A 16,479-nucleotide genomic window follows, 5' to 3' on the forward strand; every position below is an offset into this window, starting at 1 on the left:
GATCAGAACTCGTTCTGCAGGGCCTTGTAGCCCTGGACCAGGTCGATGTTGGTGCGGGCGACATCCTCGGAAAACTCCGAGGCCGACACACTGACCGGTGGGTAACGGTCAAGATCGGTGTGTGGGCCGATATGTTCGGTGGGCGGTACGTAAAAGCGCTCCGGCAGGTCGCGACCATCGACCACCGAGTTGTGACGCACGACGCTGCCATCACCCACGCGGCAATTGAACAGCACGCTGTTGAAACCGATGAACACCCGATCGCCGACGACGCAGGGGCCATGCACGATGGAGCGGTGGGCGATGGAGGTGTATTCACCGATACTCACCGCCGCGCCGGATTTGGAGTGGATGACCACGCCATCCTGAATGTTGGAGTTGGCACCAATGACGATCGGCTCCATGTCACCGGTGCCGTCCACCTCGTCGGCGCGAATGACCGCGTAGGGGCCGACGAACACATTGTCCTTGATGATGACCTTGCCGCAGATGATCGCGGTCTTGTCGATGTAGGCCGATTCGGCGATTTGCGGGAGGTGGCCGGAAGGGTTTCTGCGGATCACGGTACGTTTCCTGAGGCAAGCTGATTCACGCAAATGTTACGTTATAACAATTTACTTGCAACCCCCTTCCTCTCCCGCCGAGCATGACGCCGGTGAGAAATTTCAAACTTTCGCCGCCGATCGACGCTCAACCGTCTGCGACACCGATGTCGCGACCACGGACAAGGAGAGACACATGAATACTCTGTTCCTCAAGCGAGCCGGTCTGTGCATGGCCATGGGCCTTGCCTCGATGCAGGTGATGGCCGCTTCATCCGACGACTTCGTCGATGCCGCGACCGAGGCCGGTATCGCTGAAGTCGTAACCGGCAACCTGGCGCTGGAAAAGAGCAAGGATGCCGAGATCAAGACCTTCGCCCAGCAGATGGTCACCGATCACACCCAGGCCAACCAGAAACTCGGTGACATCGCCCGCAAGCTGGATATCAGCGTGCCTGACGAGGCTGCGCTCACCGACAAGGTCAAGAAGATGATCCTGGAATGGCGCGACGAGTCGTTCGACAAGTCCTATGTCAACAATCAGGTCGATGCCCACGAGAAAGCCGTGGAGCTGTTCAAGAAGGAAGCCGCATCGTCCGACAAGCCGGAGCTCAAGGCCTTCGCCAGCGAAACCCTGCCCACCCTCGAGAAGCACCTGGAGCATGCCAAACAGCTTCAGGCCAAGCACGGCAAGTGATCCACAGGTAATCAGAGAGGCTTGATATGAGTAATGATGCTCTGCGCGCCGAAGTACTGACTCGGCTACTGCATGCCCATCCTGAAGGTCTGGGTAAGGAAGTACTGGACAACTACCGCGGCGAAAAGGCCGTGGCCGGCATGCTCAAGACGCTTCAGGAGGCCGGCTTGATCCATGATGGCAGCGTCAATGTCGATGCCGATCACCAGATCAGCGTGCGTTATCCAATCAAGTTGTCCAGTGCCGGCGTAGACGCGGCGCGTCAGCTCGACAGCTGAACCCTCGGGCTGCGGGCGCGGCACTTGCTGCCGCGTGCGCACGCCCGGGGGATCATGCCTCGGTTACTTACCTTTCTTTTCGTGATCGCGAGGTGGCTTTGCCGGACCTTGCGGGTCGACTTGCGGATCCTCCAGGTCAGGGGAGTCCGGATCAAAACCCAGGTCCTGCTTGCTGGACGCCTTGTCGGAGGAGTGAGGCCCTTGCGTAGGGTGGGGACGTTTCTGTTCGCTCATGGTGCGTTCTCCGTAACGGTGTCTACAGAAGAAAGCGCGGGTCTGGCGAAGTTTGATTTATCTACGCGCCCTTTGCCTGGAAGGTCTCGAGCTGCGCACAGCGCGCCGCGCTAAGTGTCAGACGATCCTGCAGGCGCTCGATCAGGCGCATCTGTTCGGCGCAGATGTCACGCTGACTCACCAGCGCCTGACGCTCGCTGTCCAACTGCCGACGTACCTCCTCGCTCGCCCCCTGCGCCTGGGCCAGGATCGAGCGCAGCCCTTGAACCTGGGCATCGCGCTGCTCCAATTGTTCGTCGAGTTGTTTGTGCTGGGCGCTGGCCTGTCGGTTTTCGGTCAGCAGGCGCTCATTCTCACGGTGCAGGTGTGTCAGTTCTTCCTGGCGGGCGATCGCGTCCTGCTGCAACTGACGCAATTCCCCTTGCGACTGCTGCAACTGCTCGTCCTTGTCGGTCAGCCTGAGCCGCAGTTCGCGCAGGGACTGGTTGAGGCTGGCGCTGCGCAGTTGCTCGGCCTGCAGAGTGCTCAGCGCTGTCTCGAGCTTTTCCGACTCGGCCGCAAGGGCGCTGGCCTGAATCTGTTGTTGCTGGTGAGCAGCCGCGAGTGCTTGCTGGGCAAGTTGCAACTGCACCTGCAATTGGCCGCGCTGTTCATCGAACACCGCCTGCGCGTCGCGAATACGTGCCTCCCCTTCCTCGCGCAACTGCTCTGCCAGTTGGCCAACGAAACGCCCCAACGTGTCGCTGAGGGCCGGTGAACGCTTGTCAGCCAGCGGTTGCAGCGCTTCGAGCTCACGCATGTAGCGATGAATGGTGGTTTTCGAACCGGTATTCCCCAACTCGATACGTACTGCATCGATACTCGGATGCTCGCCCCGGGCGATCAGCGCCTGTCGCGCCTGCTGCACTGCCGCCTTGTCTATGCCGCCGCGGGCCATGTTCGCTCCTGGATTTCGTAACGTGGTATGTAGCCCGTAATTACATACTAAAAACTTAGCTTTTCCCAGTGGATTCTTAGGCTCTGTAAGAAATGTGTTGAGAAGTAGATCGAGCTCGCAGGAATCAGGAGCTCAGGCTGGCCCTAGCCCTGGCGCAGCCAGTCGATGAAGCGCGCAAACAGCTCCGATTGCGAATTGATGCCCAGCTTCAGATAGAGATTCTTGCGATGCATGCGTACGGTTTCCGGCGAAATGCCGAGGTCCTGCGCCGTGGACTTCACCGAATGCCCACGCAGGATCATGTGCGCGACTTCCCGCTCGCGATCAGTCAGTACCTGGCAACCGAAGCTGTCGAACGCAGCTTGCAGACTTGCATGCTCCAGCGGCGCGGAACCGGGCTCGAGAATGTGCCGTGCATAGCGGCCCAGCAGTTCGCGCACCATCGGTTCGACCGCACGCAACAGGTCGATCTGTTGCGCGCTCAGTCGTGTACCGCTGCAACCTTGGAACAGGCTGAGGGAGAGTTTGCGGCCATCGCTGAGGTCGACGATGTAGTAGCTGTCTTCGCTGCAGCCAGTGCCCAGGTAGTAAGCCTTGTAGTAGTCACTGTCGAAGAAGTTGTCTGGTGCGATGTCCTGCAGGTGATAGAAACCTTCGGCCAGCCCGCTCTGTACCGCAAGGCAGAAAGGATCGAGCAGGTAGCCGGCTGCAAAATAGCGGTTGAGCACCGCGTCGCGATGGGCATCGGGAATACCCTGCTGGTACAACAGGCGTGGCGCCTGCCCCTGGCTCTCGACACTGATCATCATCGACTCGACCGCCACCAGTTGGCCCAGCGCCTTGGCCAGATGCTGCAGGGCCTGCGGTGATTCACTATGGGCCAACGCACTTTGTAGCGCCGCATGCCACTGTTGCAGCGCGCCGAGAGTGAGGGTAAGCGGTGTGTCGGGAGAGGCCTGGGTCATGCCCGGCAGTCTAGCCTGCCGGACATGCCCACGCACAGCCCGCTGCAGGCTGCTCATCGCCCCTGGTACAACCCTTGCGCCGTGAGCTCGCGCGCGGTTTCGAGGATGCACTGGCGCAGGGTCTCGACGATCTCGTCGACCTGGGCGCGGGTGACGATCAGCGGCGGCGACATCACATTCAGGTGCATGATCGGCCGTACCAGTAAACCCCTGGCCTGGGCCTTGCTGTGGATGCGCTCACCAATATTGATCGCATCGTCGAACAGTGCCTTGCTCGCCTTGTCGGCGACGAACTCGACGCAGGCCATCAGCTTCATGCAGCGCACATCGCCCACCAGCGGCAGCTCGCGCAGGCTCTGCAGGCGTTGTTCCAGGTAGCTGCCAACATCCTTGACGTGTTCCAGCAAGCTTTCCCGCTCGATGATCTCGATGTTCTTCAGCGCCGCAGTACAGCACACCGGATGGCCGCTGTAGGTGAACCCGTGGGTGAAGCAACGCCCCTTGCCCGGCTCGGCGATCACCTGCCAGATACGCTCGGAGAAGATGCACGCACCCAGCGGCAGGTAGGCGGACGTCAGGCCCTTGGCCGTGGTGATGATATCCGGGGTGACACCGAACAGCTCTTCGCTGGCGAAGAAGGTGCCCAGGCGTCCGAACGAGGTCACTACTTCGTCGGCGACGAACAGGATGTCGTAGGTCTGGCACAGCTGCCACATGCGCGCGAAGTACCCCTTGGGCGGGATGATCACCCCGCCCGAGCCCATGATGGGTTCGGCGAAGAAGGCTGCGACGTTGTCGGCCCCCAAGGAGAGAATCTTGTCTTCGAACTCGGCGACCAGAAAGTCGAGGAATTCGGCTTCGTCCATGTTGTCCGGGGCGCGGTACGGGTTGGGGTTGGAGATGTGGTGGATCAGGTCGTGGGCATAGTCGAACTCAGGCACCCGGTCGGCAGCCTTGTTGCCGATCTGCATGGTCAGGGTGGTCGAGCCGTGGTAGGCGTTGTAGCGGGCGATGATGTGTTTCTTGCCAGGCTTGCCGCGGCAGTTCTGGTAGTACTGGATCAGTCGGTAGGCGGTGTCCACGGCAGTGGACCCACCTGTGGTGAGGAAGACATGGTCCAGGTCGCCCGGCGCCAGTTGCGCGAGCTTGCGGCACAGCTCGATGGCCACATCGTTGGCCATGTCCGAGAACGGGTTCGAATAGGCCAGCTTGCGCACCTGGTCGGCAATGGCCAAGGCCATTTCCTCGCGCCCCAGGCCAATGTTGGTGCACCACATGCCGCCAACGGCATCGAGGAAGCGGTTGCCTTGGGTGTCGCGGATATAGGCGCCTTCGCCTTCGATGATGTTCAGCGCGCCCTGTTCGCGATGATCGTCGAACATGTGGTAACCGTGCATGTAATGGGCTTTGTCGGCTTCCACCAATGGATCGTGGGCGATAGCGAATGCGTTGCTTGAAGTGGCCATGGGCAGCTCCTTGGCGAGGATCGTTCGAAAGTGTTCAGAAACCGGTCTTGACCGTGCTCCAGACCCGCGTGATCGCACGCATGTCCTTGGGCGTCTGGGTCTTTTGCGCGAACAGCCGTTCGCGGGTCTGGGCATCCGGGTAGATCGCCGGGTCCTGGCGGATATCGGCCTGTACCAGAGCGGTGGCCGCAGCATTGCTGTTGGCGTAGTGGATAAAGTTGGTCACCTTGGCCATGGTCTGTGGCTGCAGCAGGAACTCGATGAAGCGATGGGCGTTGCTGACGTGCGGCGCATCCTTGGGGATGTAGAGGTTGTCGAACCAGATCAGCGAGCCTTCCTTGGGAATGAAGAACGCCAGCTTGATAGCCTTCTTCGCCTCCACCGCTCGCGCCTGGGCAGTGGCGTAGTCACCCGACCAGGTCAGGGCCAGGCACACGTCGCCGTTGGGCAGGCTGGTCAGGTAGTTGACCGAGTCGAACTTGCGGATGTAGGGGCGGATGCCCAGCAACAGCTGTTCGGCGGCCTTGAGATCCGCCGGTGCGGCGCTGCGTGGGTCCTTGCCCAGGTACTGCAGGGCCAGCGGAATCACTTCGGTGGGGGCGTCCATCAGGGTCACGCCGCAATCGGCGAAGCGCGAAACGATGGCCGGGTCGAACAGCATGGCCAGCGAGCCGATCGGAGCATCGGGCATGCGCGCCTTGATCTTGTCGACGTTATAGGTAACGCCGGAGCTGCCCCAGGTGTAGGGCGCCGAGTACTTCAGGCCAGGGTCGTAACCTTGCAGGTTGCTGACCACCTGCTCGTCGAGGTTGTGCCAACTGGGCAGTTGCTGTTTGTCCAGGGCCTGGAACACGCCGGCCTGGATCAGCGGCGGTACCAGCGACGCATTGAGCATGACCAGGTCGTAGCCGGAGCGGCCGGTGAGCAGTTTGGTCTGGACCGTTTCATAGCCATCGAAGGTGTCGTAAACCACTTTGATACCGGTGGCCTTTTCGAAGTCGGCCAAGGTGGTTTCACCGATGTAGTCAGTCCAGTTGTACAGCCTGAGCGTGTTGCTGCTGTCCCCCTCTGCCGCTGCCTGCACCAGTGCCGTCGAGGACACCAGCAGCAGACCGCCAATCACCTTCAGTGCCTTGCGCATAGCAACTCCATCGTGTGACTGCTCCGGATTGAGCCGATGGGGTCACTATGGGAGGTCTGGCTGGCTGCAGACATACCCCGAATGTGTGGGTGGTCGTTTTTGGGAAGGTCGCAGATGTGTCACTCGTTGATCAGCGTCAGCGTGCCGATGTCCAGCAGGCTGAAAAAACCGCTGCTCCAGCCACCGGTATCCAGGTGCCACACGTTGCCCAATACCTTGTGCGTGAGCACCGGGGTGTGGCCGACCAGCAGCGCACGCAGCCCTTGGATGGGTTGGCTATCGCCGCTCTTCAGGCGCCGGCGCGACCATTGGCAGACCTCGCGCACGGCAGGGTCGTCCCTCGTCTGCAGGCAGGCGCGCAGCTCAGCCCAGTCGGCGAACGGACTGTCTGCATGCAGCATGCCGACCAACCCGTGGGCAGTCTGTACTTCGAGCGCGACCGGCAGACGTTCGAACTGCTCGACGAAGCGCGCCTGCTCAGCCTTGGGCAAGTCGAGAAACCAGCCGCCGCCAGCCGCACGGTACATGTCCAGATCAACCCGGCCACCGCGATAGTGGCTGATGGCCAATGCTTCATGATTGCCCTGCACGGCATGAAACCAGGGTTGTGCCAGCCAGTTCAGGGCCTCTTCGCTGGCCGGGCCCCGGTCGACCAGGTCACCGACACTGAACAGCCGATCGACCTCCGGATCGAATGCCGCCTGCTCGAGCGCGGCCTGCAGGCGTTGGAAGTGCCCGTGGATATCGCCGACCGCCAAGTCCCGCCCTTTGCCGTTGGCAGCTAGCTGCCGAAAACGCGCCATTACATCATTCCTCTGCTGTGTCGCCGGCGCCAGGCGTAGAATGGAGAGCCAACGAGCCCGTCGCGGAGGTGCATCATGCGCTCTACCCTAGCCTGTGCTGCACTGATGGTGCTGGCATACGACAGCATGGCACAAGGCATCCCGCCCGCGCAGGTCCAGGTCAGCTTCGATCACCCGGAAAAATTCCGCGATGCCAGCCTGAACAGCACCGGCTATGAGCGCGGCGCCGACCCAGAAGTGATGAAGGCACTCACCCGGCACCTGGAAAAACTTGGCCAGCGCTACCTTCAGCCCGGTCAGCGAGTACACATCGACATCCGCGACATCGACCTGGCCGGCCGCTACGAACCCTGGAACAGTCAGGCCTACAACGTACGTTTCATGCGCGAAATCACCTGGCCGACCATCGACCTCAGCTACACCCTCGTTCAACCCGGTCAGCCCGAGCGCAAGGCCGAGGAACGCGTCAGCGACAAGATGTACCTGAGCCGCCCAGGCCGCGTGGGCAGCAGCGATCGCCTGTATGCCGAGAAGGCCATGCTCGATGATTGGTTCCGCCAGCGCTTCGCTGCACGGCCGGCGTCCTGAGTTTCGCTGGTTAACGGCGGGCGGCTGAGGGTATCCTCTCCCTTTGTGTCACCCAAGGAAGGATCCCCGTGAAGTACCTGCTGCTGGCATTCGCCAGCTATGCCTCCTGCTACTACCTGGTTGGTTTGCTGATTCGCGGCAGGCTGGCAGATATCGCCGAAGGGTTGCGCCATCGCCCGGATGCGCCGACACCCGGCCAGTACCTGCGTGAGGTCGAACGCCATGCCCGACGGGCGCAGCGGCACTACAGCCTGTTCGCCGGCTCGGTGCTCGCACTGGTGCTGTGCGCATTGGCGTGGTGGTTGAGCTGAGCGCTCAGAACAGCGACAGGCTCTGCCTGCCCTCGAGCGCCAGCAGATACTGCTTTGCCGGCAACCCGCCAGCAAAGCCTGTCAGGCTGCCCGAGGCACCGATCACCCGATGGCAGGGTGCGATGATCGAGATCGGGTTGCGCCCATTGGCTGCCCCTACCGCACGCACTGCCGTGGGGTTGCCGATCTGTCGGGCGATATCGCTGTAGCTGCGAGTCTGGCCGAAAGGAATGGTCAGCAGCGCCGCCCAGACCTGGCGCTGGAATTCAGTGCCATCGAAGTCCAGCGGTAGCTCGAAGCGCTGCCGCTGGCCGGCGAAATACTCGCCTAACTGACGGGCAGCTTCCCGCAGTACGGGCGCCTGGTCATCACGGTGCAGTTCGCCAAGGCGCACCCGGTTGGCACGCTCCTCTTCCCATAGCACGGCGGCCAGGCACTCGCCACGGGCGACCAGTGTCAGGGTGCCGACTGGCGATGACATGAGGGTGAAAGCGCTGGACACAGGCAACTCCTGATGCTGGCTGGCGACCCCCGGCACTCTACCTATCGCGCGATCGTGCTGCATCCGCTTTCTTGACGTGCAATGCTCACACCACGGCCGTCGCTCGCGCCGCGAGGGCGCGGGCCTGCTGCAGGTCGATCCTGGGGATCAATGCCGGGGGGATGCGTGAGCGGGTCGAGAGGTTATGAACGCGGAAGCGCTCACCCACCACTTGGTGCGCCATCAGAGTCAGTGACGGCAGGATACGACTTTCCCAATGCTGGTCGAGGCCGCAGGGCGAGCGCTTGCCGCCGTTGGTCTCATAAAAGCGCCCTGCCGACTGGTTCAGATCCACGCCGACCAGTAGCACATCATCGAAGCCCAGGTGGTAGGCCAGTTGCAGGGCCACAAATGCCACGGTCCGGGCATCGAAGAACCCGTACGACAGGTTCCTGCTGAAACCGATCGAACGCGCCCGCTTGCTCCACAGCGTGCGGTTTCGCGCATAGCGTCCATCGCCGAGCCCCAGCCATTCGCTGAACGTCGGGTCCAGGGCCTTGAGCAGCGGGTAGCGCTCGGTGTCCTCAGGCAGGTCGAACAGATCGAACTGCTCCGGCCACAGCGCCAGTCGCGGACTGGTGTGCAATGCCGTGGCAAAAAGCTCGGGTTGCTGGTTGCAGAAATCCTTGTCGGTGCAAATGTAGAAGAACGGACGCACATCCGTGCCCACCAGCATCGAAATGGAGCCATTCATGGCGATGATCGGGACGCTGGCAAAATCTTCGAGCGGAAAATCTTTCGCTGACGCACCTGACGCCAGGATCACCACAGGGCCTTTCTGGGTATTGCGACACGCCTCAAAGCTGGAGAACGCCCCGCGTGCAGCCTCTGACTGCGACGGAAGTTGGTTCATGGGTCTGGCCAATGGTGTAGGTCTTTTCAGAATACAGTTGTTCACAATTCTTAAACGGTTTTTTACATAACCCTTACACAGACCCGAGGGGATGAATGTTGTAGGCAAGCGAGGCTGCAACGCGGGTCGGCATGCACGGCGACATGTTTCCCTGGCAACTGTCTGACCAGCAACACCTGGCCAACAGTTGATTGCCCAAAGGGCGACACCTCCCGCATAAAACAATTTCAAGCCATTGATTTTATTCAAATAAAGTCGCTGGCACGGTTTCTGCTCCGGTGAGCTGTGTACACGCACAGTTTCCCGAGGAACCCATGCCCACGCCTGCCGTCTCAGCCTCCTACGACATCCGCCAGCCGGATGCCCATGTCATCCGCGACGATGCCGAAGCCATCGCCGTTGCCCACCAGATCGCCGCGCTGCTGCGCGAAGGCGCTGCCGAGCGTGACCGACGCCGAGAAGTCCCTGCCGATGTGGTCGATGCCTATTCCAACAGCGGTCTGTGGGGCATCACCGTGCCACGTGCCTACGGAGGTGCCGAAGTGTCCTTCGCCACCCTGGCGCAGGTGATCGCCATCGTCTCGGCCGCCGACCCTTCGCTTGGCCAGATTCCACAAAACCACTACTGCCTGCTAGAAGACATCCGCCTGCAAGGCACCGAAGAGCAGCGGCGCTTCTTCTTCGACTTGGTGCTCAAAGGCCATCGTTTTGCCAATGCACTGTCGGAAACCGGTGGCAAGACCGTCCAGGACATCCGGACCCGCCTGGTTGCCGAAGCCGACGGCTACCGCATCGACGGCCGCAAGGGCTACTGCACCGGCTCGCTCTATGCCCACTGGATCGGCGTCCTGGCCCTGGACGAACTGGACCGGGCGCAACTGGCCTTTGTGCCACGTGGCACTCCTGGGCTGGTGGTCGTCGACGACTGGAACAGCATGGGCCAGCGCACCACCTCCAGCGGCACCGTGCTGCTGGACGGATTGCGCGTGCCCGCATTCAACCTGTTCCCCAGCTACCGCTCCTACGAGCACCCTACCCTCGCCGGACCCTTCGCCCAACTGACCACTGCGGCGATTGACGCCGGTATCGGCCGCGCGGCGCTGGACGACACCATTGCCTTCGTACGCGACCATGCCCGTCCGTGGATCGATGCCGGTGTTGAAAAGGCCAGCGAGGATCCGCTCACCATCATTCAGATCGGCTCCCTGGAGATCCGCCAGGAGGCCGCCGAGGCCCTGCTCGAGCGCGCCGGCAAGGTGCTGGATGCCGCCAAGCCTGCGCCGAACGAAGACAACGTCGCCGCTGCCTCGGTGGCGGTGGCCAAGGCCAAGGTGCTGACCACGGAGGTGTCGATCGAGGCCAGCAATCGCCTGTTCGAACTGGGCGGGACCCGCTCCTCGTTGCTGCAGCACAACTTTGACCGGCACTGGCGCAATGCCCGGGTGCATACCCTGCACGATCCCGTGCGCTGGAAGTACCACTTGGTCGGCAACTGGGCCCTGAACGGTATCCGTCCCACGCGCCACGACTGGAACTGAGGCCGCGCCATGACCAAGCAGATCCGTCTCAATGCCTTCGCCATGAACACGGTCGGGCATCTGTCGCCTGGGCTGTGGCGCCATCCGCGCGACCAGGCGACGCGTTACACCGATATCCACTACTGGGTCGAACTGGCCCAGACCCTCGAGCGTGGCTGTATCGACGGCCTGTTCCTCGCCGATGTGCTGGGTGTCTATGACGTCTACGGCGGCAATGCCGACGAAGCGCTGCGCAGCGGCGCCCAGATACCGTTGAACGACCCGCTGCAATTGGTACCGGCGATGGCCGCAGCCACGCGCCACCTGGGGTTTGGCGTCACCGCCTCGGTGTCGTTCGAGCATCCCTTTCCCTTCGCCCGGCGCATGAGCACCCTCGATCACCTGACCCAGGGCCGTGCCGGCTGGAATATCGTGACCTCCTACCTGTCCAGCGGGGCACGCAACCTTGGCCAGCCTGAACAGCTGAGCCATGACCAGCGCTACGCGCTGGCCGAGGAATACCTGCAGGTCTGCTACAAGCTTTGGGAAACCAGCTGGGAAGAGGATGCCGTGCGCGCCGATCGTACCAGCGGAGTCTACACCGACCCGAGCAAAGTCCACGGCATCGAGCATGACGGCACCTACTTCAAGGTCCCTGGTTTTCACCTCAGCGCCCCGTCGCCACAGCGCACACCCGTGCTCTACCAGGCAGGAGCATCCAGCCGAGGGAGAGCCTTTGCCGCAGCCAACGCCGAATGCGTGTTCGTTGCCGCACCGAGCAAGACCGTGCTGAAGAAGCAGGTGGCCGATCTACGTGCCGCAGCGGTCGCCGCCGGGCGCAAGGGCTGCGACATCCTGATCCTCGAACAGCTCACGGTGATCGTCGCTGAAACCGACGAGGCCGCGCAGGCCCGTCTGCGCGAGTACCGCGAGTACGCCAGTGCCAGCGGCTCGCTCTCGCTGATGTCGGGCTGGACCGGCATCGACTTCGCTGCCTACAGCCCCGACCAGATTCTTCGCGAGGTGCCCAGCGAAGCCATCCAGTCGGTGGTCGAGGGCTTCACCCGCGCCGACCCGACGCGGACCTGGACCGTTGCCGAGATCGCCGAATACTGCTGCCTGGGTGGCGACGGCCCGCTGCTGGTCGGATCGCCCTCGACCGTCGCCGATCAGTTGCAGGGCTGGGTCGAAGACACTGACGTGGACGGCTTCAACCTGTCCAGCGTGGTCGTGCCGGAAACCTTCGTTGCCGTGGTCGATCTGTTGGTTCCGGAACTGCAGGCTCGCGGCCTGTTCAAGCGCGAGTACGCCGATGGCAGCTTGCGCAACAAGCTGTTCGGCCAAGGTGATCGCCTGCGTGCGCCCCATCCGGTGGCCGCGTTGCGCCAGGAGCGTGGGCGATGAATGCACTTTTGGCCAACCTGGACTGGAGTGAAATCGGCCTCGCCTGCCTCGAGACCCTGAGCATGCTTGGCGCCGCGCTGGGCTTCACCGTAGCGCTGGGGCTACCGTTGGGGGTGCTGCTGTTTCTCACCGGGCAACGCCAGCTGCTGGCCAATGCGCCGGCCTATCGGGCCATGTCGGCCGTGGTCAACGTGCTGCGCTCGCTGCCGTTCATCATCCTGCTGATCGTGCTGATCCCCCTGACCACCTTGGTTGTCGGCACCTCACTCGGTGTGCGCGGCACCATTCCGCCACTGGTGGTGGGCTGTACGCCGTTCTTCGCGCGCCTGGTGGAGACCGCCCTGCGCGAAGTCGACCGTGGCGTGGTCGAGGCCACCCAGGCCATGGGTGGCAGCACCTGGCAGATCATCCGCCATACCTTGCTGCCCGAAGCCCGTACCGGGCTGATCGCCGCCGTCACCGTCACCGCCATCGTGCTGGTCGACTACACGGCGATGGCCGGTGTGATCGGTGGCGGCGGCCTGGGCGACCTGGCCATCCGTTTTGGTTACCAGCGCTTCCAGACCGATGTGATGGTCGTCACCGTACTGCTGTTGATCCTGCTGGTGCAGGCCTTGCAGATGAGTGGCGATCGCCTCGTCAGACATTTCACCCGCCGTTGATTCCCGACCTTTTTCGGAGCATTCCCATGAAAAAAATCCTCGCCACCCTGGCCGCGGTCATCGCCCTCAACGTGCAGGCCATCGAGCACCTGGTCGTCGGTGCCACCCCCGTTCCCCACGCCGAGATCCTCGAGTTTGTAAAACCGGTACTGGCCAAGGAAGGTGTCGACCTGGACATCAAGGTGTTCAATGACTTCATCCAGCCCAACCTGCAGCTTGCGCAGAAGAACCTGGACGCCAACTACTACCAGTACCGTCCCTTCCTCGACGACTTCAACAAGACTCGACACACCGACCTGGTCCCGGTGGTCGGTGTGCACATCGAGCCGTTCGGTGCCTATTCGGCCAAGTACAAGAGCCTCGCGGAGCTGCCGGACGGTGCCAGCGTGGCCATTCCCAATGACCCGGTTAACACCGGTCGTGCCCTGGTACTGCTGGCCGAGGCCGGGCTGATTGAACTCAAGGACTCCAGCAACCCACAGTCGACCCAGCGCGACATCGTCGCCAACCCGCACAAGTTGAAGATCCGTGAGCTGGAAGGGGCAATGCTGGCGCGCTCGGTGAAACAGGTGGACCTGGCATTCGTGTTCGCCAACTACGCGCTGGAGGCAGGTATCGATACCAGCAGCGCGCTGATCGTCGAAAAAGGCAAGGATCTGTACGTGGAATACCTCGTGGCGCGTCCGGACAATCTGCAGGATCCCGGCATCCAGAAACTGGCCAAGGCGCTGAACTCCCCTGAAGTGCGTCAATTCATCCTGACCCGCTACAAAGGGCAGATCGCGCCTGGCTTCTGACAGCGCAAGGTGGGTGCAGGGCATGCGACCTTCCCTGCACCCCGCCCAATCTCCCCTTATTGAAGGGCAACAAGCTGGGCGCGTTGCGCGGGATCAAGGTCATTGATCGAGACGATCCGAAGCGCGTCCTGCATCGCCTCCGCCACCGGCTGCCCAAGGTCGGCTGAGACCTCGTCCGGCAACTTGTACATGGCACCGGTCAGCGGATCGACGATCAGCATGCCGATAACACCGCCAAACAAGATGTTCGCCCAGTACCAACCGTCCACTCTCGAGTCGAGTTCGACCTGTCGATCCGGGTACCCCTCCCTCATGAAGCGCAACGTGTAGGTTTGGCCGCGAAAATAGCCCTCCCCCGACATCAGTGTCACGACCCCAGGGGTGCTGCCGCGATGAATGACCACCCCTGATTTGTTGATGACCTCGAAATTCGCACCCGCCGGGCTGCTCGTGACAGTCACCGGATACTTGGAGTCACTGATGATGCTGGCGCAACCCTGCAGCGCCAGGAGCGCCAGGAGCGCCCCCATGGTTCTGGTTTTGTGAAAGCACACGGAATCGTTCCTCTAGACGCTGATCGACATTGACCGAGAAAGGATTCTCCAGGGACGCTTTAGCGATGCATGCCATCCAAATAGCCATTGGCAGTAGGGGCTTTCCCAAAACTGGTTTTCTGCACGTTGTACGCATTTTTTGACACCCCGTTCACGACATTTTCACGTCGCGGCTGGCACAGTCACCCTACATCCGTGAAATACTTCGCCCGCCCTCCCCAGCGGGCTTTTCTTTGCCTGCAGCATCCCTCGCAGGATGACCACGCTCGCTTCTGATAGAAATGGGCAAGGTTTCAAGAGCCCCCGGCATAGGGACGATCAGCCAATCCACCTAGCATGCTCGCGTACTCCACACACAGGATCGCGATCATGAGTGACAGCAAGACTCTCTTTATTACCGGCGTCAGCAGTGGTTTTGGCAGTGCCTTGGCCCAGGCGGCGCTCGCTGCCGGCCATCGCGTCATCGGCACTGTGCGCAACGACAGCGCGCTGACGGCATTTCAGACCCTGGACAGCGAACGCGCCCACGCGGTGATCCTCGATGTCACCGACTTCGCCCGCATAGACGCAGTGGTTGCACAGGTGCAGGCGCTTCACGGCCCCATCGATGTGTTGGTGAACAACGCAGGCTACGGCCACGAAGGCATCTTCGAGGAATCGCCACTGGAGGAGATGCGCCGCCAGTTCGAGGTCAACGTGTTTGGCGCCGTGGCCATCACCAAGGCCTTCGTGCCGTATTTTCGCGAGCGCCGGGCCGGGCGCATCATCAACATCACCTCCATGGGCGGCACCATCACGATGCCGGGCATCGCCTACTATTGCTCCAGCAAGTTCGCACTGGAAGGCATTTCCGATACCCTGAGCCAGGAACTTCGCCCGTTCGGCATCGCCGTTACCGCAGTGGCGCCGGGCTCGTTCCGTACCGACTGGGCCGGTCGCTCCATGCAGCGTTCGCCGCGCAGCATCGCCGACTATGACCAGAGCTTCGACCCGATTCGCAAGGCGCGCCAGGACAAGAGCGGCAAGCAGCTGGGCGATCCGCGCAAGGCCGCCCAGGCGATCCTGCAGGTCATCGCCAGCCCCAGCCCGCCCGACCACCTGTTGCTGGGCAGCGACGCACTGGGCCTGGTGCGCGACAAGCTGCAGCGCATGAGCAAGGAGATCGATCAATGGCAAGACCTGACCTGCTCGACCGATGGTTGAGCGCCAGGCAGAGGACCGGGCAGTGACACGGACCGACACCCGCAGCGCGCGCATGGTGCAGTTGCTCACGCAGCTCGCGCCGGTGGAAGGCTATAACCTCAGCGCGCTGCAAGACGTGCGCTTCCTGCGCTCGAACCGGCCGCTGAGCCATGTGCCGGTGCTCTACGAACCCGGCATCGTCATCCTCTGCCAAGGCTGCAAGCGCGGCTACCTGGGTGACCAGGTATATGTGTACGACGCTCGGCACTATCTGGTGGTGTCGGTGCCCGTGCCCTTCACTATGGAAACCGATGCCAGCGAACGCGAGCCGATGCTGGCCATCTACATACGCCTGGACCTGCAGCTGGCCAGCGAGCTGACCCTGCAAGTGGATGAACTGCTGGGCAGCAGCAGCGAACCGCCGCAGGGCATGTACGCCTCTCCCATGGACGATGCGCTGCAGGTCACCACACTGCGCTTTCTTGAAGCCATGACCGTCGCCAGCGACGCACAGATCCTCGGCCCGGCGCTGGTGCGTGAAATCTACTACCGCATCCTCTCTGGCGCGCAGGGCGGCTCGCTGCGGGCGGCGTTGGGTCGGCACGGCCATTTCGCCAAGGTGACCCGCGCCCTGCGCACCATTCACAGCCGCTACCGGGAGCATCTGGACGTAGAGTCGTTGGCCCGCGAGGCCAGCATGAGCGTGCCCAGTTTCCATCGGCACTTTCGTAGCGTGACCAACACTTCGCCCATGCAGTACCTGAAGTCGGCCCGCCTGCACCAGGCACGCCTGCTGATGTTGCACGACGCCCTGAGCGCATCGGCAGCCGCCTTCAGCGTCGGCTACGAGAGCCCCTCGCAGTTCAGCCGCGAGTTCAAGCGCTTCTTCGGCCGTACGCCCCAGGCCGAGATCGATTGGATGAAGGCAACCTATGCACTGCCCGACCCCACTGGCTCCCCCGTGTATGTTTCGTCCCATTGAGCAAGGCGCGACTATCGGCCGCTGT

At 62.2% G+C, this 16,479-nt stretch carries 20 protein-coding genes; 10 read left to right on the plus strand and 10 right to left on the minus strand.

All coding sequences use genetic code 11. The annotated features are described in order from the left end of the window. Window positions 1-2: 2 nt before the first annotated feature. A complete protein-coding gene (locus tag IAE40_RS01330; RefSeq protein ID WP_153773612.1) occupies window positions 3-563 on the minus strand; it encodes a gamma carbonic anhydrase family protein in 561 nt (186 codons plus the stop codon). A 175-nt stretch (window positions 564-738) separates the two neighbouring features. On the opposite strand from IAE40_RS01330, the gene IAE40_RS01335 reads away from it, so the two are divergent. Together IAE40_RS01335 and IAE40_RS01340 are read left to right on the plus strand one after the other, a co-directional pair. Then, window positions 739-1,239, plus strand: a complete 501-nt coding sequence (locus IAE40_RS01335; RefSeq protein ID WP_065862877.1) for a DUF4142 domain-containing protein — start codon at window positions 739-741, stop codon at window positions 1,237-1,239. Between the two features lie 26 nt (window positions 1,240-1,265). Beyond that, complete coding sequence (locus IAE40_RS01340; protein ID WP_054891381.1) at window positions 1,266-1,517, plus strand: hypothetical protein; 252 nt, start codon at window positions 1,266-1,268, stop codon at window positions 1,515-1,517. Between the two features lie 63 nt (window positions 1,518-1,580). Here the strand turns inward: IAE40_RS01340 and IAE40_RS25685 are convergent, their stop codons facing one another. The 6 genes from IAE40_RS25685 to IAE40_RS01365 form a co-directional block, all read right to left on the minus strand. After that, window positions 1,581-1,751 (minus strand): DUF6021 family protein, encoded by a 171-nt coding sequence (locus IAE40_RS25685; protein WP_234465020.1) that lies wholly within the window; start codon window positions 1,749-1,751, stop codon window positions 1,581-1,583. A 61-nt stretch (window positions 1,752-1,812) separates the two neighbouring features. Then, window positions 1,813-2,688, minus strand: a complete 876-nt coding sequence (locus IAE40_RS01345; protein ID WP_200602483.1) for a DNA-binding protein — start codon at window positions 2,686-2,688, stop codon at window positions 1,813-1,815. A 143-nt stretch (window positions 2,689-2,831) separates the two neighbouring features. Then, window positions 2,832-3,710: a helix-turn-helix transcriptional regulator gene (locus IAE40_RS01350; RefSeq protein ID WP_153773610.1), complete on the minus strand. Its 879-nt coding sequence runs from the start codon at window positions 3,708-3,710 to the stop codon at window positions 2,832-2,834. Then, window positions 3,707-5,119, minus strand: a complete 1,413-nt coding sequence (locus IAE40_RS01355; RefSeq protein WP_200602484.1) for an aminotransferase — start codon at window positions 5,117-5,119, stop codon at window positions 3,707-3,709. The genes IAE40_RS01350 and IAE40_RS01355 overlap by 4 nt, the downstream gene beginning before the upstream one ends. A gap of 34 nt (window positions 5,120-5,153) precedes the next feature. Further along, the gene (locus tag IAE40_RS01360) at window positions 5,154-6,260 is read right to left on the minus strand and encodes a polyamine ABC transporter substrate-binding protein (RefSeq protein WP_125929863.1); all 1,107 of its coding nucleotides are present in this window, start codon (window positions 6,258-6,260) and stop codon (window positions 5,154-5,156) included. 119 nt (window positions 6,261-6,379) lie between these two features. Next, window positions 6,380-7,063 carry a metallophosphoesterase gene (locus IAE40_RS01365; protein WP_200602485.1) on the minus strand — a complete coding sequence of 228 codons (684 nt, stop codon included), beginning with the start codon at window positions 7,061-7,063 and terminating at the stop codon, window positions 6,380-6,382. Between the two features lie 75 nt (window positions 7,064-7,138). On the opposite strand from IAE40_RS01365, the gene IAE40_RS01370 reads away from it, so the two are divergent. Together IAE40_RS01370 and IAE40_RS01375 are read left to right on the plus strand one after the other, a co-directional pair. Continuing rightward, a complete protein-coding gene (locus tag IAE40_RS01370) occupies window positions 7,139-7,651 on the plus strand; it encodes a DUF3016 domain-containing protein (protein WP_200602486.1) in 513 nt (170 codons plus the stop codon). Between the two features lie 68 nt (window positions 7,652-7,719). Next, a complete protein-coding gene (locus tag IAE40_RS01375) occupies window positions 7,720-7,962 on the plus strand; it encodes a hypothetical protein (protein WP_063544858.1) in 243 nt (80 codons plus the stop codon). 4 nt (window positions 7,963-7,966) lie between these two features. Here the strand turns inward: IAE40_RS01375 and IAE40_RS01380 are convergent, their stop codons facing one another. Beyond that, entirely contained in the window at window positions 7,967-8,464 is a 498-nt protein-coding gene (locus tag IAE40_RS01380; RefSeq protein WP_200602487.1) for a methylated-DNA--[protein]-cysteine S-methyltransferase, read from the minus strand. Window positions 8,465-8,549: 85 nt separating this feature from the next. Further along, window positions 8,550-9,356 (minus strand): lipopolysaccharide biosynthesis protein, encoded by an 807-nt coding sequence (locus tag IAE40_RS01385; RefSeq protein WP_153773605.1) that lies wholly within the window; start codon window positions 9,354-9,356, stop codon window positions 8,550-8,552. Between the two features lie 314 nt (window positions 9,357-9,670). Between IAE40_RS01385 and IAE40_RS01390 the strand changes: the two genes are divergently transcribed. From IAE40_RS01390 to IAE40_RS01405, 4 genes are read left to right on the plus strand one after another with little or no spacing between them, the layout of a single operon-like run. Then, complete coding sequence (locus tag IAE40_RS01390) at window positions 9,671-10,894, plus strand: SfnB family sulfur acquisition oxidoreductase (RefSeq protein WP_200602488.1); 1,224 nt, start codon at window positions 9,671-9,673, stop codon at window positions 10,892-10,894. 9 nt (window positions 10,895-10,903) lie between these two features. Further along, window positions 10,904-12,277: an LLM class flavin-dependent oxidoreductase gene (locus IAE40_RS01395; RefSeq protein ID WP_200602489.1), complete on the plus strand. Its 1,374-nt coding sequence runs from the start codon at window positions 10,904-10,906 to the stop codon at window positions 12,275-12,277. Next, window positions 12,274-12,939 carry a methionine ABC transporter permease gene (locus tag IAE40_RS01400; RefSeq protein ID WP_054891369.1) on the plus strand — a complete coding sequence of 222 codons (666 nt, stop codon included), beginning with the start codon at window positions 12,274-12,276 and terminating at the stop codon, window positions 12,937-12,939. Before IAE40_RS01395 ends, IAE40_RS01400 begins: the two co-directional genes overlap by 4 nt. A 26-nt stretch (window positions 12,940-12,965) precedes the next feature. Then, window positions 12,966-13,736, plus strand: a complete 771-nt coding sequence (locus IAE40_RS01405; RefSeq protein WP_200602490.1) for a MetQ/NlpA family ABC transporter substrate-binding protein — start codon at window positions 12,966-12,968, stop codon at window positions 13,734-13,736. A 56-nt stretch (window positions 13,737-13,792) separates the two neighbouring features. Here IAE40_RS01405 and IAE40_RS01410 read toward each other — a convergent pair whose 3' ends face one another. Then, the gene (locus IAE40_RS01410; protein WP_325167257.1) at window positions 13,793-14,290 is read right to left on the minus strand and encodes a hypothetical protein; all 498 of its coding nucleotides are present in this window, start codon (window positions 14,288-14,290) and stop codon (window positions 13,793-13,795) included. A gap of 369 nt (window positions 14,291-14,659) precedes the next feature. Between IAE40_RS01410 and IAE40_RS01415 the strand changes: the two genes are divergently transcribed. After that, window positions 14,660-15,493 (plus strand): oxidoreductase, encoded by an 834-nt coding sequence (locus IAE40_RS01415; RefSeq protein WP_197889678.1) that lies wholly within the window; start codon window positions 14,660-14,662, stop codon window positions 15,491-15,493. Between the two features lie 52 nt (window positions 15,494-15,545). Continuing rightward, a complete protein-coding gene (locus IAE40_RS01420) occupies window positions 15,546-16,454 on the plus strand; it encodes an AraC family transcriptional regulator (protein WP_200602644.1) in 909 nt (302 codons plus the stop codon). Window positions 16,455-16,479: the final 25 nt, after the last annotated feature.

Source organism: Pseudomonas sp. S44 (assembly GCF_016624805.1).
GTDB classification, from domain to species: Bacteria; Pseudomonadota; Gammaproteobacteria; order Pseudomonadales; family Pseudomonadaceae; genus Aquipseudomonas; species Aquipseudomonas machongensis.